At 61.3% G+C, this 19631-nt stretch carries 14 protein-coding genes; 13 read left to right on the top strand and 1 reads right to left on the bottom strand.

The genetic code is table 11. The features are described from left to right. Positions 1–232: 232 nt before the first annotated feature. From dksA to ACW9H9_RS24545, 13 genes are all read left to right on the top strand, one after another. Positions 233–676, top strand: coding sequence for an RNA polymerase-binding protein DksA (dksA, locus tag ACW9H9_RS24485; protein WP_457345792.1), 444 nt, complete (start codon positions 233–235; stop codon positions 674–676). Between the two features lie 82 nt (positions 677–758). Continuing rightward, positions 759–1646 (top strand): tRNA glutamyl-Q(34) synthetase GluQRS, encoded by an 888-nt coding sequence (gene gluQRS, locus ACW9H9_RS24490; protein WP_457345791.1) that lies wholly within the window; start codon positions 759–761, stop codon positions 1644–1646. Positions 1647–1708: 62 nt separating this feature from the next. Beyond that, positions 1709–1885 (top strand): hypothetical protein, encoded by a 177-nt coding sequence (locus ACW9H9_RS24495; protein WP_003176118.1) that lies wholly within the window; start codon positions 1709–1711, stop codon positions 1883–1885. Continuing rightward, positions 1869–4823, top strand: a complete 2955-nt coding sequence (locus tag ACW9H9_RS24500; protein WP_457345790.1) for a sensor histidine kinase — start codon at positions 1869–1871, stop codon at positions 4821–4823. Before ACW9H9_RS24495 ends, ACW9H9_RS24500 begins: the two co-directional genes overlap by 17 nt. 22 nt (positions 4824–4845) lie before the next feature. Next, positions 4846–6273, top strand: coding sequence for a sigma-54-dependent transcriptional regulator (locus ACW9H9_RS24505; protein WP_457345789.1), 1428 nt, complete (start codon positions 4846–4848; stop codon positions 6271–6273). A 714-nt stretch (positions 6274–6987) separates the two neighbouring features. Beyond that, positions 6988–8391, top strand: coding sequence for a polynucleotide adenylyltransferase PcnB (locus ACW9H9_RS24510; protein WP_457345788.1), 1404 nt, complete (start codon positions 6988–6990; stop codon positions 8389–8391). Positions 8392–8396: 5 nt separating this feature from the next. Beyond that, positions 8397–8894, top strand: coding sequence for a 2-amino-4-hydroxy-6-hydroxymethyldihydropteridine diphosphokinase (folK, locus tag ACW9H9_RS24515; RefSeq protein ID WP_457345787.1), 498 nt, complete (start codon positions 8397–8399; stop codon positions 8892–8894). Positions 8895–9109: 215 nt separating this feature from the next. Beyond that, complete coding sequence (gene panB, locus ACW9H9_RS24520; protein ID WP_457345786.1) at positions 9110–9910, top strand: 3-methyl-2-oxobutanoate hydroxymethyltransferase; 801 nt, start codon at positions 9110–9112, stop codon at positions 9908–9910. After that, the gene (gene panC / locus ACW9H9_RS24525) at positions 9907–10758 is read left to right on the top strand and encodes a pantoate--beta-alanine ligase (protein WP_457345785.1); all 852 of its coding nucleotides are present in this window, start codon (positions 9907–9909) and stop codon (positions 10756–10758) included. Before panB ends, panC begins: the two co-directional genes overlap by 4 nt. Before the next feature lie 215 nt (positions 10759–10973). Continuing rightward, positions 10974–12638, top strand: a complete 1665-nt coding sequence (pgi, locus tag ACW9H9_RS24530; protein ID WP_457345784.1) for a glucose-6-phosphate isomerase — start codon at positions 10974–10976, stop codon at positions 12636–12638. A gap of 106 nt (positions 12639–12744) precedes the next feature. Then, positions 12745–14682, top strand: a complete 1938-nt coding sequence (gene acs, locus ACW9H9_RS24535; protein ID WP_457345783.1) for an acetate--CoA ligase — start codon at positions 12745–12747, stop codon at positions 14680–14682. Positions 14683–14777: 95 nt separating this feature from the next. After that, the gene (locus ACW9H9_RS24540) at positions 14778–15794 is read left to right on the top strand and encodes a class I SAM-dependent rRNA methyltransferase (RefSeq protein WP_457345782.1); all 1017 of its coding nucleotides are present in this window, start codon (positions 14778–14780) and stop codon (positions 15792–15794) included. A gap of 108 nt (positions 15795–15902) precedes the next feature. Further along, the gene (locus tag ACW9H9_RS24545; RefSeq protein ID WP_457345781.1) at positions 15903–18788 is read left to right on the top strand and encodes a DUF748 domain-containing protein; all 2886 of its coding nucleotides are present in this window, start codon (positions 15903–15905) and stop codon (positions 18786–18788) included. Positions 18789–18986: 198 nt separating this feature from the next. Here ACW9H9_RS24545 and ACW9H9_RS24550 read toward each other — a convergent pair whose 3' ends face one another. Beyond that, a complete protein-coding gene (locus tag ACW9H9_RS24550) occupies positions 18987–19334 on the bottom strand; it encodes a BON domain-containing protein (RefSeq protein ID WP_457345780.1) in 348 nt (115 codons plus the stop codon). Positions 19335–19631: the final 297 nt, after the last annotated feature.

Here is a 19631-nt window from a genome sequence, read left to right on the forward strand (position 1 = left end):
CCGTTCCAGAGACTTCAAGCAAGTGCTGGCAAAGCGACTAAAATCAACCTTCGAGACGCTACGCAACGGCCCGGACGTGCTGAACCCCGCGTGCCACGGGGGGTCGACAACCGGGAGTAGCGCACCCCGAATCTATCTGGTAAGTTCGCCCGCTTGCAGCCGCAGGGCCGGCAGGTGTCGGTAATGTTGCAATCCTGCGCAATGGATTAGAAGAGTGAGAGGCGGTCTATTCATGTCCACCCAAGCAAAGCAACAGCAGCAAAGCCTCAGTGGCTTCGCACCCTACGTCGAATCGAAGGGTGAGGAGTACATGGGCAAGCCCATGCGTGAACACTTCGTCAAGATCCTGCACAAATGGAAACAGGACCTGATGCAAGAAGTCGACCGCACCGTTGACCACATGAAGGATGAAGCCGCCAATTTCCCGGACCCGGCAGACCGTGCCAGCCAGGAAGAAGAGTTTGCCCTCGAGCTGCGTGCCCGTGATCGCGAACGCAAGCTGATCAAGAAGATCGACAAGACCCTGCAACTGATCGAAGACGAAGAGTACGGCTGGTGCGAATCCTGCGGCGTCGAGATCGGTATCCGCCGCCTCGAAGCACGTCCTACCGCCGACTTGTGCGTGGACTGCAAGACGCTGGCCGAAATCCGAGAGAAACAGGTCGGCAAGGCGTAACCGCCAGGCTGAACGAAATGGGGCGTGCAAACGCCCCATTTTTGTTTCTGGCGTTTACCGAATTTCCAGTACTATCCGGCCCATGACAGCCTCCTCTTATATCGGGCGTTTCGCGCCCACCCCCAGCGGGCACCTGCACTTCGGTTCACTGGTCGCCGCCCTCGCCTCCTATCTCGACACCCGTGCCAATAAAGGCCGTTGGCTGATGCGCATGGAAGACCTCGACCCGCCACGGGAAGAGCCCGGCGCCCAGGCGGCGATACTCAACGCGCTGGAAAGCTACGGGTTTGAATGGGATGGTGAACTCGTCCGACAAAGCGAACGGCATGATGCCTACGCAGAAGTGCTCAACCGCCTGTTCAATCACGGCTTGGCCTATGCCTGCACCTGCTCGCGCAAGCAGCTTGAGCCCTACCACGGCATCTACCCAGGCCTGTGCCGAAACGCAGGGCACGCACAACAGGACGCGGCGATCCGCCTGCGGGTGCCGGAGCTGGAATATCACTTTACCGACCGCGTGCAAGGCCCGTTCCGACAACACCTGGGGCGAGATTCCGGCGACTTCATCATCCGTCGCCGCGACGGCCTGTACGCCTATCAACTGGCCGTGGTGCTTGATGACGCGTGGCAAGGGGTGACCGATATTGTCCGGGGCGCCGACCTGCTCGACTCCACGCCACGCCAGTTGTATTTGCAGGAACTGCTGGGCATGCCGCAACCGCGTTACCTGCATGTGCCACTGATCACCCAGCCAGATGGCAACAAGCTCGGTAAATCCTACCGCTCCCCGCCCTTGACCCGTGACCAGGCCACGCCTTTGCTATTAAGGGCGCTACGGGCCCTGGGCCAACAACCGGGCGACGAGCTGAACCACGCCAGCCCGCAGGAGCTGTTGGGTTGGGGCGTGCGCCATTGGGACGCCACGCAGATCCCACGCACCCCCACCCTGGCCGAAGCGGATTTGCGCTGAAGGCGCTTGCAGCTTGCCAGCCATCCGTTACCATCGCGGCAGTTTTTAAATCAGAGGCCAGTATGTATATCTATCGATTGGTCCTGCTGCTGGTTGTCGGGATCTACCTGTTTTCCCCGGCCATCATGGATTGGTGGATCGACGCCACGGGCGCCTGGTATCGGCCCTATCTGCTTTGGTTGATTCTGATCGTCGTGACTTTCATCCTGCAGAGCCAAAAAGATGCCGATGAGCTTTAGCCTGACCCAGATGCTGCTGATCAGCGCCGCCTACCTGGCCGCGTTGTTCGGCGTGGCGTGGATCAGTGAACGGGGAATGATTCCCCGGGCGATCATTCGCCATCCGTTGACCTACACCTTGTCGCTGGGCGTCTACGCCAGCGCCTGGGCGTTCTATGGCACGGTGGGCCTGGCCTATCAATATGGCTATGGGTTTCTGTCCAGTTACCTGGGTGTGTCCGGCGCCTTTCTGCTGGCGCCGGTACTGTTGTATCCGATCCTGAAAATCACCCGCACCTATCAACTGTCTTCGCTGGCGGACCTGTTCGCGTTCCGCTTTCGCAGTACGTGGGCCGGCGCACTCACGACCATCTTCATGCTGATCGGCGTGTTGCCCCTGCTGGCCTTGCAAATCCAGGCGGTGGCAGACTCCATCAGCATCCTCACCCGCGAGCCGGTGCAACATCGGGTGGCGCTGAGTTTTTGCGCGCTGATTACCCTGTTCACGATCTTTTTCGGCTCGCGGCATATCGCCACCCGGGAAAAGCACCAAGGCCTGGTCTTTGCGATTGCCTTTGAATCGGTCATAAAACTGGTGGCCATCGGCGGCGTCGGCCTGTATGCGCTGTACGGCGTGTTCGACGGCCCGCAACACCTTGAACTGTGGCTGCTGCAAAACCAGACCGCCCTGGCGGCGCTGCACACGCCGTTGCAGGAAGGCCCGTGGCGCACCCTGCTGCTGGTGTTTTTCGCCTCGGCCATCGTGATGCCGCACATGTATCACATGGCATTTACCGAAAACCTCAACCCGCGCTCGCTGGTCAGCGCCAGCTGGGGTCTGCCGCTGTTCCTGCTGTTGATGAGCCTGGCAGTGCCGCTGATTCTCTGGGCGGGCCTGAAGTTGGGCGCCACCACCAATCCCGAGTATTTCACCTTGGGCATTGGCCTGGCCGCCAACAACCCCGCGCTGGCACTGCTGGCGTACGTCGGCGGGCTGTCGGCGGCCAGCGGGTTGATTATCGTCACGACCCTGGCCCTGTCGGGCATGGCCCTCAACCACCTGGTGCTGCCGCTGTACCAGCCGCCAGCAGAGGGCAATATCTACCGCTGGCTGAAGTGGACACGCCGCGCGCTGATCGTGGCAATCATCATGGCCGGCTACGGGTTCTACCTGCTGCTGGGCGCCGGGCAAGACCTGGCTAACCTGGGGATCGTAGCGTTTGTGGCCACGTTGCAGTTCCTGCCGGGTGTGCTGTCGGTGCTGTACTGGCCGACGGCCAATCGTCGCGGTTTCATCGCCGGGCTCATGGCCGGGATCCTGGTGTGGATCGTCACTATGCTGTTGCCGCTGGTCGGCAACTTGCAGGGTTTTTACATCCCGTTGCTGAACATGATCTACGTGCTCGACGATACCAGTTGGCACATGGCCGCGATTGCCTCGCTGGCGGCCAACGTCTTGATGTTCACGCTGATCTCACTGTTCACTAACGCCAGCACCGAAGAAACCAGCGCCGCCGAAGCCTGCGCCGTGGACAACGTACGCCGCCCGCAACGTCGCGAATTGCACGCGGCGTCGCCCCAGGAGTTCGCCACGCAATTGGCCAAGCCGCTGGGCGCCAAGGCGGCGCAAAAGGAAGTCGAACAGGCCCTGCGCGACCTTTACCTGCCGTTTGACGAGCGCCGCCCGTATGCCTTGCGCCGCCTGCGCGACCGCATCGAGGCCAACCTGTCCGGCCTGATGGGCCCCAGCGTGTCCCAGGACATGGTGGAGACGTTCCTGCCGTACAAGGCCGGTGGCGAAAATTATGTCACCGAAGACATCCACTTCATCGAGAGCCGGCTGGAGGATTACCACTCGCGCCTCACCGGCCTTGCCGCCGAGCTGGACGCCCTGCGCCGCTATCACCGTCAGACCCTGCAAGAGCTGCCCATGGGCGTGTGCTCACTGGCCAAGGACCAGGAGATTCTGATGTGGAACAAGGCCATGGAAGAACTCACCGGCATCGCCGCCCAGCGGGTAGTGGGCTCGCGCCTGAACACCATTGCCGACCCATGGAAAGAACTGCTGCGCGGCTTCATCAACCTGCCGGATGAGCACTTGCACAAGCAGCACCTGGCCCTCGACGGCCAGACCCGTTGGCTCAACTTGCACAAGGCGGCTATCGACGAACCGCTGGCCCCTGGCAACAGTGGCCTGGTGTTGCTGGTCGAAGACTTGACCGAAACCCAGATGCTCGAAGACAAGCTGGTGCACTCCGAACGCCTGGCCAGCATTGGCCGACTGGCGGCGGGTGTGGCCCACGAAATCGGCAACCCGATCACCGGTATCGCCTGCCTTGCCCAAAACCTGCGGGAAGAGCGCGAAGAGGACGGAGAAATTACCGAGATCAGTGGGCAGATTCTCGAGCAGACCAAACGCGTATCGCGCATCGTGCAATCACTGATGAGCTTTGCCCACGCGGGAGCTCACCAGAACCAGGACGAGGCCGTGTGCCTGGCCGAAGTCGCGCAGGATGCCATTGGGCTGCTGGCGTTGAACCGGCGTAATTTCGAGGTACAGTTCTTTAATTTGTGCGACCCCGACCACTGGGTCGACGGCGACTCCCAACGCCTGGCGCAGGTGCTCATCAACCTGTTGTCCAACGCCCGCGACGCTACCCCGGCCGGCAGTGCGGTACGCGTCAAGAGCGAGGCTTTCGAGCACACTGTCGACCTGATCGTCGAGGACGAAGGCAGCGGCATTCCACAGAACATCATGGACCGATTGTTCGAACCCTTCTTCACCACCAAGGATCCGGGTGAAGGCACCGGTCTGGGCCTTGCACTGGTCTATTCCATCGTTGAAGAGCATTATGGACAAATCACCATCGACAGCCCGGCTGATATAGAAAGCCAACGCGGCACCCGTATCAGGGTGACCTTGCCGCGTCATGTCGAAGCGACGTCCGCTGTGAACTGAGACCGTCGAGAGAACTGAATCAATGCCTCACATTTTGATCGTCGAAGACGAAACCATTATCCGCTCTGCCTTGCGTCGCCTGCTTGAACGTAATCAGTACCAGGTCAGCGAAGCCGGCTCGGTGCAAGAAGCCCAAGAGCGTTTCAGCATTCCCACCTTTGACCTGATCGTCAGCGACCTGCGCTTGCCGGGCGCTCCCGGGACCGAGCTGATCAAGCTGGGCCAGGGCAAGCCGGTGCTGATCATGACCAGTTACGCCAGCCTGCGCTCGGCCGTGGACTCAATGAAGATGGGCGCGGTGGACTACATCGCCAAACCCTTCGACCACGACGAAATGCTGCAGGCCGTCGCCCGCATCCTGCGCGACCGCCAGACCGTCAGCCACGCCCCGGCCGAACGCCCCGCAGGCAAGGCCGCCGAAAAGGCCGGCGCCGACAACAGCAACGGCGAGATCGGCATCATTGGCTCCTGCCCGCCGATGCAAGACCTCTACAGCAAGATTCGCAAGGTGGCGCCTACCGACTCCAACGTGCTGGTACAGGGCGAGTCGGGCACCGGCAAGGAACTGGTGGCCCGTGCGCTGCACAACCTGTCCAAACGCGCCAAGGCGCCGATGATCTCGGTGAACTGCGCGGCCATTCCCGAATCGCTGATCGAGTCCGAACTATTCGGCCATGAAAAAGGCGCATTCACCGGCGCCAGCGCAGGCCGCGCGGGGCTGGTAGAGGCCGCCGACGGTGGCACGCTGTTTCTGGACGAAATCGGCGAACTGCCGCTGGAAGCCCAGGCGCGCTTGCTGCGGGTGCTGCAGGAAGGGGAAATCCGCCGGGTCGGCTCGGTCCAGTCGCAAAAGGTGGATGTGCGCCTGATCGCGGCGACCCACCGGGACCTCAAGAGCCTGGCCAAGATCGGCCAGTTCCGTGAAGACCTTTACTACCGCCTGCACGTGATCGCCCTCAAGCTACCCGCCCTGCGCGAGCGCGGTGCCGACGTCAATGAAATCGCCAATGCGTTTCTCGCCCGTCAGAGCGCGCGCATCAATCGCAACGACCTCAGGTTTGCCGCCGATGCCGAACAGGCCATTCGGCATTACTCGTGGCCGGGTAACGTGCGCGAACTGGAGAATGCGGTGGAGCGTGCGGTGATCCTGTCGGAGAGTGCGGAAATTTCCGCCGACCTGCTGGGCATCGACATCGAGCTGGGCGACCTGGATGACGACGATTTCATCGGCCTGGCGCCGCAACAAGGTGGCGCGAGCAATACCAGCCACGAGCCGACGGAAGACTTGTCACTGGAAGACTACTTCCAGCATTTCGTGCTCGAGCACCAGGACCACATGACCGAAACCGAACTGGCCCGCAAGCTCGGTGTGAGCCGTAAATGCCTGTGGGAGCGGCGCCAGCGCCTGGGCATTCCACGGCGCAAAACCGGGGCCACCAGCGAAAGCTGATCGGGCGGCCCCCTCAGGTAACACCTTCAGATGTGAAAAAACTGTTACCGCAGTTTTTTTCACGTAACAAAAGCCGGGGTTTACGGTAACGAAACCCCGGCTTTTTTTCGCCCTCCCCAAACCCGAAACTGCCTCAAACCCCAGCATTTGCTGGGCCTCACAAAAGTTGGCACGCACCCTGCTATATGCTTAGTACAAAAACAATAACAAGCAAATGTACAAGACAATAAAAATAAGACGAATCGACTCACGCATAACAAAAACAACACGGCGGAGGCGCAGCTAACTGATTCTTTTGGAGAGGCGTTGCATTTGGGGCTTGCCCCGCAACCAGGCCGAGAACAACAAAAAACTGCCCTAAGGCAGAGCCTGAACTGGTTGGATCGTAGATCAGCAACACAGCGACCAAAGCAATCCGTTTGCTCTTGGCTCCCGATTGGGAGCGTCATGCAGGTAAAACCTCATGACAAGGGCGTTCAACAAAAACAAAAAGCCCGACACCCATAATAAAAATAGAGCACGCAACTACTTCTGGGGGAGCTTCGGCTCCCCTTGTGGTTTCTGCGATTTGGCCCTTCGGCACCACCGCTCGAGGCTTCTGGCTCAAGGCTTGCAGCTTGTTCCTACACCATCCCCTGACTAAATGCTAGAATCCCCGCCCATCATGCGGTCATTCTTCGTTATGGCCGAACATTCCTTCAAACAGTGCATCCCATGCTGAAGAAGTTGTTCCAGTCCTTCCGTTCTCCTTTGCGTCGCACGCAACACATACGCAGCACGCCTGAAGTGCTCAATAGCAGCCAGCATTCGCTGCAACGCGCCCAGTTCAGCCGGTATGCGGTGAACATCGTCGAACGCTTGCAGAACGCCGGTTACCAGGCTTATCTGGTGGGCGGGTGCGTGCGTGACATGCTGCTCAACATCACCCCCAAGGATTTCGACGTCGCCACCAGCGCCACGCCGGAACAAGTGCGGGCCGAGTTCCGCAATGCGCGGATCATCGGGCGGCGTTTCAAGCTGGTGCACATCCACTTCGGTCGAGAAATCATCGAAGTCGCGACGTTCCGCGCCAACCACCCGCAAAACGACGATGAAGAAGACACCAACCAGTCTTCGCGCAACGAAAGCGGGCGCATCCTGCGGGACAACGTCTACGGCACCCTGGAGGAGGACGCGCAACGTCGCGACTTCACCATCAACGCCCTGTATTACGACCCGGTCAGCGAGCGCATCCTCGATTACGCCAACGGCGTACACGACATCCGCAACAACCTGATCCGCCTGATCGGCGACCCCACCCAGCGCTACCAGGAAGACCCGGTGCGGATGCTGCGGGCCGTGCGTTTTGCCGCCAAGCTGAATTTCGGCATCGAAAAACACACCGCCGCGCCGATTCGCGAACTGGCGCCCATGCTGCGGGAAATCCCGTCGGCGCGCCTGTTCGAAGAAGTGCTCAAGCTGTTCCTGTCCGGCTACGCCGCCGACACCTTTGAAATGCTCGTGGACCTGGAGTTGTTCGACCCGCTGTTCCCGGCCAGCGCCGAGGCCCTGGAGCACAACCCGACCTACACCCACACGCTGATCAGCGAAGCGCTGATCAACACCGACCTGCGCATCAAGCAGAACAAGCCGGTAACCCCGGCGTTCCTGTTTGCCGCGCTGTTGTGGCCTGCCCTGCCCAAACGTGTTCTGCATTTGCAGAACCGGGGCATGCCGCCGATCCCGGCCATGCAGGAAGGCGCTCACGACCTCATCGCCGAGCAATGCCAGCGTATCGCCATCCCCAAGCGTTTCACCCTGCCGATCCGTGAAATCTGGGACATGCAGGAGCGCCTGCCGCGCCGCAGCGGCAAACGTGCTGATATGTTGCTGGACAACCCTCGCTTCCGCGCTGGCTACGACTTCCTGCTGCTGCGTGAAAGCGCCGGCGAGCAGACCGACGGCCTCGGTGAATGGTGGACCGACTACCAGGACGCCAACGACAGCGAACGTCGCGACATGATCCGCGACCTCGGCAGTAAAGGCGAAGGCACCGGCGAGGGGCCCAAAAAACGTCGCCGCAGCACCGCCAGCAAACGCAAGCGCAGCGCCGATGCCTCAAGTGCCACGGGCGAGTAAGCACAGTGGAACGTATCTACATCGGCATGGGCAGCAACCTGGCGGCCCCGGATCAACAATTGCGCAACGCCGTCGAGGCGTTGGCGCAATTGCCGAACACCGCGCTGGTGGGCGTTTCCGCGTTTTACCAAAGTGACTCCCTGCTGCCGGGCCAACCGCGCTACACCAACGCCGTGGCCGCCCTCGACAGCCGCCTCGCGCCGCTGGAACTGCTCAATGCGCTGCAAGCCATCGAAAACGACCAGGGCCGCGAGCGCCTGGAACGTTGGGGGCCGCGCACGCTGGATCTGGACATCCTGATATTTGGCGACCGCTTGATCGACGAGCCGCGCCTGAAGGTGCCGCACTACCAGATCCATCTGCGCGCTTTCGTCTTGTACCCCTTGGCGGAACTCGCCCCCGCCGACCTGCAACTGGCCGACGGGCGCCGGTTGCGCGACCTGCTCCACACTTGCCCGTTCGTCGGCCTTGAACGCCTGCCGCCCGCTGAATCGCCTCAGTAACAGGGGTAACACCCCAGGCGTAACAATGCGGTAACACATCCAATTGACTTCCCGAGTCCTCATCACGACTATAGGCGTCCCGCTGCCGCCAACCCGGCGCTAAAGGGCGCAATCCAGGCCTTATAAGCACTGCTCTCAAGACCGTGCGCCTGTAGAAAACGAAGACTCACGCGCGTTACTCGCTGTTTCCAAGCGCCTGAATGAGGACCCTTTTCATGCCAGACATTACCCTGACCACCTTGCAGAGCCTCAAACTCAAAGGTGAAAAAATCACCATGCTGACGTGCTATGACGCCACTTTCGCCCAAGCCAGCTGCCAGGCCGGCGTGGAGGTGCTACTGGTGGGCGACTCACTGGGCATGGTTCTACAAGGGAATGACAGCACCTTGCCGGTGACCACGGACGAACTTGCTTACCACACCGCCAGCGTCAAACGCGGCAACGACGGCGCGCTGATCATCGCCGACCTGCCGTTCATGGGTTACGCCACCCTCGAGCAGACCTTCCACAACGCTGGCAAGCTGATGCAGGCCGGTGCGCACATGATCAAAGTGGAAGGCGCCGTCTGGCTCGCCGAGTCGATCCGCCAACTGGCCGAACGCGGCGTGCCGGTGTGCGTGCACATGGGGCTGACCCCGCAGTCGGTCAACATCCTGGGCGGGTACAAGGTACAGGGGCGTAACGAAGCCCAGGCGCGCCAGATGCGCGCCGATGCCATCGCCCTGGAACAGGCCGGTGCGGCAATGATCCTGCTGGAATGCGTGCCCAGCGAACTGGCTGCTGAGATTACCCAGGCGGTCAAAGTACCGGTCATCGGGATTGGCGCAGGCTCGGCCACAGACGGCCAGGTGCTGGTGCTGCATGACATGCTGGGGCTGTCCCTCACCGGCCGCACCCCCAAGTTCGTGAAGAACTTCATGGCAGGCCAGGACAGCATTCAGTCAGCGCTCGGCGCCTACGTGCGTGAGGTCAAGGACGTCACCTTCCCGGGCGTCGAGCACGGGTTTTCCGCATGAATACCGTCAAGACCGTGCGCGAGCTGCGCGCCGCCGTCGCGCATGCCCGCCGGGCCGGCAAGCGTATCGGCTTCGTGCCCACCATGGGCAACCTGCACAGTGGGCACGCGACGCTGGTGACCAAGGCTGCGCAACAAGCGGACTTTGTCGTGGCCAGCATCTTCGTCAACCCGCTGCAATTCGGCGCCGGTGAAGACCTGGACAAGTACCCGCGCACGCTGGCGGCCGACCAGGAAAAACTACTGCAGGCCGGCTGCAACCTGCTCTTTGCCCCCACCGTGGAAGAAATGTACCCCGGCGGCATGAGCGGCCAAACCCGCGTCAGCGTGCCCCAACTTTCCGAAGGCCTGTGCGGCGCCAGCCGCCCAGGGCATTTCGAGGGCGTGGCCACGGTGGTGAGCAAGCTGTTCAATATGGTCCAGCCGGACATGGCGGTCTTTGGCCAGAAGGACTACCAGCAACTGGCGGTCATTCGCGCCATGGTCCAGGACCTGAACATGCCGATCCAGGTGATCGGCGAGCCCACCGTGCGCGCGGACGACGGCCTGGCCCTTTCCTCGCGCAACGGTTACCTCACCGAAGAACAGCGGGCCATCGCACCGGCGCTGTACCGCAGCCTTACGGCAATTGCCACCGCGATTGAAAACGGTGACCACGACTTCGCCCGGCTGCGTACCGAGCAGGTGAAACAGATCGAAACCGCCGGCCTGCGTCTGGATTACCTGGAGATTCGTCAGGGCCAGCACCTGCGCCCCGCCACTCCCGAGGATCGAGACGTGGTCATCCTGGTGGCCGCCTACCTGGGCGCCACCCGGCTGATCGACAACCTGCACCTGACCCTCGCCTAACCCCCCGCCTGACGTTCTGCCTGAGGCACTGTTATAAAAAAGTACCGGCCTCAGCGCAGACAAAGCCAAGACAGATCGACACACTAGGTTTAATGTAAACGCCCTACGCACTCCACCGACGTAGGCCGAACCCTGTCGTTTGCCAAAAGACAGGACGTTTCGGGCTTTGACAGTGTCCTAAAGGCAGTCCCCGTAATAAAAGGAAACCCGCAGCGATGGCGTACTACCGCACTCCTCATGACGTGACCGCTCTGCCTGCCTGGCAAGCGCTCAATCAACACCGCCAAGCCATGCAGGATTTCAGCATGCGCGAAGCCTTTAATGCCGATCCCCAGCGCTTCAACCAGTTCACGCTGAGCAGCTGCGGACTGTTCCTCGATTACTCGAAAAACCTGATTACCAGCCAAACCCGCGACCTGCTCGTGGGCCTGGCCAAGGAAGTGGACCTGCAGGGCGCCATCCAGGCGCTGCTCAACGGCGAGCCGGTCAACTCGTCCGAAGGCCGCCCGGCACTGCACACGGCGCTGCGCCGTCCGGTGGGCGACAAGCTGTCGGTCAATGGCGTGAACATCATGCCCGACGTGCACAAGGTGCTGAACCAGATCACCGACCTGGTCGGCCGCATTCATGACGGCCTGTGGCGCGGCTACACCGAAAAGCCGATCACCGACGTGGTGAACATCGGCATCGGTGGCTCGTTCCTGGGCCCTGAGTTGGTGTCCGAAGCGCTGTTGTCCTACAGCCACAAAGGCGTTCGCTGCCACTACCTGGCGAACATCGACGGCAGCGAATTCCACGAGCTGACCCTGAAGCTGCGCGCCGAAACCACGCTGTTCATCGTCTCGTCCAAATCCTTCAACACCCTGGAAACCCTGAAAAACGCCCAGGCCGCCCGCGCCTGGTACTTGGCCCAGGGTGGCTCGGAAGCCGAGCTGTATCGCCACTTCATTGCCGTGTCGAGCAACAACGCGGCCGCCGTGGCCTTTGGTATCCGCGAAGAAAACATCTTCCCGATGTGGGACTGGGTCGGCGGCCGCTACTCGCTGTGGTCGGCCATCGGCTTGCCCATCGCCCTGGCCATCGGCATGTCCAACTTCAAGGAATTGCTGTCTGGTGCCTACACCATGGACCAGCACTTCCAGAACGCCCCGTTCGAACAGAACATGCCGGTGCTGCTGGGCCTGCTGGGCGTGTGGTACGGCAACTTCTGGGGCGCGCAGAGCCACGCGATCCTGCCGTACGACCACTACCTGCGTAACATCACCAAGCACTTGCAACAGTTGGACATGGAATCCAACGGCAAGAGCGTGCGCCAGGACGGAACGCCCGTGTCCACCGACACCGGCCCCGTGATCTGGGGCGGCGTGGGTTGCAACGGCCAGCACGCTTACCACCAGTTGCTGCACCAGGGCACCCAACTGATCCCGGCCGACTTCATTGTGCCGATCGTCAGCTTCAACCCGGTGTCCGACCACCACCAGTGGCTGTACGCCAACTGCCTGTCCCAGAGCCAGGCGCTGATGCTCGGCAAGACCCGCGCCGAGGCCGAGGCCGAACTGCGCGACAAGGGCCTGAGCGAAGAAGACGTGGCAAAACTGGCGCCGCACAAGGTGATCCCGGGCAACCGTCCGAGCAACACCCTGGTGGTTGAACGCATCAGCCCGCGTCGCCTTGGCGCACTGGTGGCGATGTACGAGCACAAAGTGTTCGTGCAAAGCGTCATCTGGGGCATCAACGCCTTTGACCAATGGGGCGTGGAGCTGGGCAAGGAGTTGGGCAAGGGTGTGTATAACCGCCTGACCGGCACCGAGGAAACCGTGGCCGAAGACCCTTCGACCCAAGGCCTGATCAACTACTTCCGCGGCCGGCACCGCGGCTGATGAGCGCCTCTCAAGGCCAACGTTCAGGTGGACGTTGGCCTTGAACCCGCCCGCCACAGGGTGCATCTTTGTCTCTTGTCGCAAAAAACAAGAATAAGGATCGCTCATGTTCGATATCAGCACGTTCCCCCACGCCGATGCCGTCCGCCGGGCTGCGCAACTCAGTCAAGAGGACTATCAGCGCCTCTATCGCGACTCCATCGAACAGCCCGACACCTTTTGGGCCGACCAAGCCAGGCGCTTTCTCGACTGGAGCAAACCCTGGCACACCGTTCATCGTTCAACGATCGCGACCGGCGACGCCCAATGGTTTGCCGGCGGCCAACTGAACGTCAGCTACAACTGCATCGACCGTCACCTGGCGCAACGCGCCGATCAACCGGCCTTCATCTGGGAGGGCGATGATCCGACACAATCTTGCACCATCACCTACCGCCAGCTGTACGAAAACGTCTGCCGCCTGGCCAACGTCCTGAAAAGTCGTGGCGTGAAGAAAGGTGACAGGGTGTGCATCTACATGCCCATGATCCCCGAAGCGGCCTACGCCATGCTGGCCTGCACGCGGATCGGCGCGGTGCACTCGGTGGTGTTCGGCGGTTTTTCACCCGATGCCTTGCGCGACCGTATCCTCGACGCCGACTGCCGCACGGTCATCACCGCCGACGAAGGCGTACGCGGCGGCAAGCCGGTGGCGCTTAAACAAAATGTCGACACCGCCCTGGCCAGTTGCCCCGGCGTGACCACCGTGCTGGTGGTTGAACGCAGCGGGGCCGCAGTGAACCGGGTGCAAGGTCGCGACGTGAGTTATCAACAGGCCCTGGTCGCCGCCAGCGCAGAGTGCCCGGCCGAGCCGATGGACGCCGAAGACCCGCTGTTCATCCTCTATACCTCCGGCAGCACCGGCAAACCCAAGGGCGTGTTGCACACCACCGGCGGTTACCTGCTGCAGGCGGCGATGACCTTCAAGTACGTGCTCGACTACCGCGACGGCGAGGTGTTCTGGTGCACCGCCGACGTCGGCTGGGTAACTGGCCACAGTTACATCGTGTACGGCCCGCTGGCCAACGGGGCCACCTCCCTGATATTTGAAGGCGTGCCCAGCTACCCCGACAGCGCGCGCTTCTGGCAGGTGATCGACAAGCACCAGGTCAATATTTTCTACACCGCGCCCACCGCCCTGCGCGCGTTGATGCGCGAGGGTAACGGCCCGCTGGAGAACACTTCGCGCAAAAGCCTGCGGCTGCTGGGCAGCGTCGGCGAGCCGATCAACCCGGAAGCCTGGGACTGGTACTTCAACTCGGTGGGTGAGCAGCGTTGCCCGATCGTCGACACCTGGTGGCAGACCGAAACCGGCGGCATCATGCTCAGCCCGCTGGTGAGTGCCCAGCGCATCAAGCCGGGGTGCGCCACCCAACCGATGTTTGGCGTGCAACCTGTGCTGCTGGACGAACACGGCAAAGAAATCAGCGGCGCTGGCAGCGGCGTGCTGGCCATCAAGGCCAGTTGGCCCGGGCAAATCCGCAGCGTGTACGGCGACCCGCAACGTATGGTCGACACCTATTTCAAACCCTACGCGGGCTACTATTTCACCGGCGATGGCGCGCGGCGCGATGAGGACGGCGACTACTGGATTACCGGGCGCATCGACGACGTGATCAACGTGTCCGGCCATCGCATTGGCACCGCCGAGGTGGAGAGCGCGCTGGTCCTGCACGATCAGGTCGCCGAGGCTGCCGTGGTGGGCTATCCCCATGACGTCAAGGGCCAGGGTATTTATGCGTTTGTCACGCCCATGAACGGGGTGGAGCCCAGCGACACGCTGAAAAATCACCTGCTGGCATTGGTCAGCAAAGAGATCGGCAGCTTCGCCAAGCCGGAGTTGATCCAGTGGGCCCCTGCCCTGCCAAAAACCCGCTCGGGCAAGATCATGCGGCGGATCCTGCGCAAAATCGCCTGCAACGAACTGGAAAGCCTGGGCGACACCTCGACACTGGCCGACCCCAGCGTAGTGGAGGGCCTGATTGACAAGCGCCTTAACCGATAACGCCCAGGCGGCCCATCGCAAGGTGGGCCGCCTGTAGCCCTTGCGTCATAACTGCTAAACTCCCGCGCCCCGATCAACCCGCACAGGCGCGCTCCATGTCGTCCTTGAATCAGGCGCTGCGCGCCGCCCTCGATAATCGCCAGGACCTGCTGGCCGAACTGCATGCCCAAGGCACCGATTGCTACCGGTTGTTTCACGGCAGCCAGGAAGGCGTCGGCGGGTTGACGATCGACCGCTATGGCCCGCAATTGTTGGTGCAGAGCTTTCATCAGGCGCTGGACACCGAGGCCCTGCTGGAACTGCACCTGATCGCCAACCAATTCCTGGGGCTGGAATTGCTGCTGGTCTACAACGACCGCTCGCAGGGCAACTCGCGCATCGACCGTGAAGACACGGTGTACCGCGCCGAGCCTGCGGCGCTGCAAGATCTGGTCGGGCATGAATGGGGCCTCAATTACCGCGTACGCGGCCGCCATCCGGGCCAGGACCCGCTGTTGTTCCTGGACCTGCGTAACACCCGGGGCTGGGTCAAAGAGCACAGCGCCGGTAAAAGTGTGCTGAACCTGTTCGCCTATACCTGCGGTGTAGGCCTGAGCGCGGCGGCTGGCGGCGCACGCGAGGTGTGCAACCTGGACTTTGCCGAGGGCAACCTGGCGGTGGGGCGTGAAAACGGCCTGCTCAACCCGCAATTACCCGCCATGCAATTTGTACAGTCCGATTATTTCCCGGCGATTCGCCAGTTGGCCGGGCTGCCGATTACCCAGCGTCGCGGGCAAAAACTGCCGAGCTATCCGCGCCTGGAACAGCGTCAATACGACCTGGTGCTGCTCGACCCACCCGCGTGGGCCAAAAGCGCGTTTGGCACCGTAGATCTGCTGCGCGACTATCAAAGCCTGCTCAAACCCGCGCTGCTGGCTACCGCCGACAACGGCGTGCTGATCTGCTGCAACAACCTGGCAAAAGTCGCCATGGAGGACTGGCGCGAGCAGGTGCTGCGTTGCGCAGAGAAGGCCGGGCGCCCGGTGCGTGACTGGCAAATCATGCAACCGGCCGCTGACTTTCCGTCCCAGGACCAACAGCCGCCGCTGAAAACGCTCATCTTGCAGCTGTAAGAATTTTCCCAAAGGGCCTTTCCTACAGGAAGAAAGGTCCCGTTCTTCGGAACCGTAAACCCGTGCCATACTCCAAGGCACTCCTGTTCCACATAGATGGCGTCACCCATGCCCAAAGGATTGATTCGCGCCGCTGGCGCCTTGTTGACTGCCCTTGCTCTGTACAGCGTGCTGGGGTTTCTGATTCTGCCTGGCATTGCCCTGCGCATCGCCAATCAACAACTGGCCCATTACGCGACGGTGCCTGCCCACCTGGAGCGCATCGAATTCAACCCGTTCAGCCTTGAACTGACCCTGTGGGGCCTGAAGATCGGCGAGCCGGGCAAGGAACACGTGGGGTTTGAACGCCTCTATGCCGACCTGCAGATTGACAGCCTGTGGACCCGCGCCCTGCACCTGGCCGATGTGCAACTGGACAAGCCAAAAACCGAGCTGCTGTTCGACAAATCCGGCCAGTTGAACCTCGCGCAGTTGTTCACGTTGCCGCCCAGCGAACCGACGCCTGCCGACCCCGACAGCAAACCCTTCCCGCTGCGCATCGACAGCATCACGCTGGCGGACGGTTATGTGCACTTCCAGGACCTGCGCCCCAGCGAGCCCATCGAGTTTCTCTACGACAAACTGGATTTGGAGCTGAAAAACCTCAGCACGCTGCCCGACGATCACGCCGACATGACCCTGGTGGCGGCCGGGCCCGAGGGCGGCCAGATCGACTGGAGCGGCAATTTCAGCCTGACGCCCCTCGCCTCCCAAGGCAAACTCAAGGTCACCGACGGCAAGATGAAACTCTGGTGGCCGTACGTACGCGATGCCCTGCCGCTGGTGCTTGAAGACGGGGTGCTCAACTTCAGCACCGACTACACGCTGAACCTGGCCAAAGAAACCGAACTGAACCTGACGAACGTTGCGGTGAGTGTGGCGCCGTTCGCCATCAAGGCCCCGGACGGTCGGCCCCTGGCACGGCTGGAGCGCCTGGAGGTCAGCGACACCAGCGTGGACCTGGCCAAGCAGCAAGTGATCGTCGGCCAGATCCGCAGCAACGCACTGCAAACCTGGGCCGCTCGCGAAGCGGACGGCCAACTGGACTGGCAGAAGCTGTTCGCCAGCCAGCCGGCCAAAGCCCCCCCACCGCCCGCGGAACCTGCGCCCACTGCGCCGGGCAAACCCTGGCAAGTCCTGCTCAAGGACGTGCAGTTGCGTAACTATCAGGTGCACCTGGCCGACCGCCAGGTACAGCCCGCCGTCGCGCTGGAACTGGGCCCGCTGAATGTCGACGTGCAAAATTTCGACAGCCTCAACGCAAGCCCTTTCACCCTCAAGGTCGATACAGGCCTGGGTAAACAAGGCAAGATCCAGGCAACCGGCCAAGTCAACCTGAACCCGGTCAGCGCCAAGCTTAAAGTGAACACGCAGGACATCGACCTGCGAGTCGCCCAGTCCTATATCAGCCCGTTCATCCGCCTGGAACTGCGCAGCGGCATGCTCGGCAGCAACCTGGACGTGAACCTCAAAAGCACCGAGCCCCTGGCCCTGCAGATCACGGGCCGGGCGCAGGTTGACCAGTTGCACACGCTGGACACCCTCAAGACGCGAGACTTCGTCAAATGGCAGCGGCTGGTGCTCGAAGGCGTGAACTATCAGCACGGTGACAGCCTGTCGATTGACAAGGTCAACCTGCTGCAGCCGTATGCGCGCCTCATGATCAACGATGATCGCACCACCAACATCGATGACCTTTTGATCCCGCAGCCCGCCGACAAAGGGCCCAAACCTGCAGCCAGCCAAGAAAAACCGCTGGGCATTCATGTGGGCCAGGTGGTGATCAACGATGGCTCGGCCAACTTTGCCGACTTCAGCCTGACGCCCAACTTCGCCACGGCCATTCAACAGCTCAATGGCCAGATCGGCACCATCGACAGTCGCCAGGCCAAACCGGCCAGCGTCGACATCAAGGGTAAGGTCGACCGTTACGCGCCGGTCACCATCAAAGGCAGCGTGAACCCCTTTGACCCGATGGCGGCACTGGATATCGCCACCAGCTTCAAGCGCGTCGAGCTGACGACCCTCACGCCGTATTCCGGCAAGTTTGCCGGGTTCCGTATCCGCAAGGGCCGCCTCAACCTGGACCTGCATTACGTGATCACCAAGGGCCAGTTGAAAGCCGAGAACAAGGTGGTGGTGGAGCAGTTGCAACTGGGTGAAAAAGTCGACAGCGCCGACGCGGTGGACTTGCCGATTCGACTGGCCATCGCACTGCTCAAGGACTCCGACGGGAAAATCTCCATCGAGCTGCCCGTGACCGGCGACCTGAACAACCCACAATTCAGCGTGATGCCGATTGTGTGGCAGACCTTGCGCAACCTCGTGGTGCGTGCGGCCACGGCGCCATTCAAGTTTATTGGTGGCTTGATCAGCGGCGGCCCTGAAGACCTGGGCAGTGTTTCTTTTGCCGCAGGGTCCAGTGAGCTGAGCAAAGACAACGAGTCGGCCCTCAACACCCTGGCCAAGGCACTCAAGGAGCGCCCTGCCCTGAGGCTGGAAATCGAGGGCACCGCAGCGGCCAGCAGTGATGGCCCGTTCCTCGCGGCGCAACGCCTGGAGCGTGAATACCAGTACAACTACTACAAGATCCTTCAGCGCCGCGGGGATAAAGTCCCGGCCCAGGCGTCGTTGCTGGTGGTGCCCGAGAAAGAAAAGGCGCCGCTGCTGGAAGGCATCTACCGCACCCGCCTGAAGCAACAGCCACCTGCCGACTGGAAAAACCTCGGCGACGACGAGCGCACCGCCAAACTCAAAGACGGCGTGATCGCATTCTGGAGCGCCAGCGACGTGCTGCTGCGCCAGCTTGGCCAGGACCGCGCCAGCGCCATCAAGGATTACCTGGTGGACAAAGGGCAGTTGCAGGATGAGCGGGTTTACTTCATTGATGCGCAACTGGGTGAAGCGCAAAAGGATGGTCGAGTGGTCACCCCGATGCACCTAGAAGCCGAATAACGAGTGGGAGCGGGCTTGCCCGCATCGGGCTCGCAGCGCGTCCCATCAGCTGCCCAAATAGAACAGGCCCCGACACAAGTGCCGGGGCCTGTAATGGCCACATCCGTGTGGCCGGTCGCATGAACCCGTGAGGTGCATTGAGCGGATTTCCTACTCGCTCGCCGCCGCCTTCGCCCAGTTCAGACGATTTCTTGCGCGTTACTCTGCTTTCAGGCCATCGGCCGAAACAGCTTTAACGCCTTTGATTTTCTTGGTGATGTTCACCGCGGTGGTTTTCTGCGCTTCGGTGATTGCGACGGTCGAAGACAGGGAAACAACACCTTTGTTGGTTTCGACTTTGATGTCGGTGCCAGGAATGCCTTTCTCGGTTACCAGGTCACTTTTCACTTTGGTGGTGATCCAGGTATCGGAGGTCGCTTCTTTGGCTTTAGTCACTTCACCGGCCGCTACAACCATAGGAGCCTGGGAAGTTTGAGCAAAGGCCACGTTGGCCATGGTCAGGGTCAGAGCGGTGGCAGTTGCAGCAGCGATAGCGAACTTCTTCATACGAGTAACTCCTGTTTTTTCGAAAGTCTGCAGCGTTTAAACGTTGAAGCTGCAGGGCTATCCTTACTATTGCAGGCGCTGTGCCAAGTTTTACACCACCGAAAAATCCCTAAAAAACAATGAGTTATGAAAAATTGCATTTTTTGAATTCGTGCAATTTGCATGAACACCGTCGTGCCTGCATGCAAGTTGCGGCTTTTGAACCTGGCTAACCGCCTGATTTCGCGCCACTTTCCAACGCCCATAGAGTAGGAGGCGGATTCACATCCGCCGTCCTCTCACACCACCGTACGTACG

The organism is Pseudomonas sp. SDO5215_S409 (assembly GCF_054071325.1).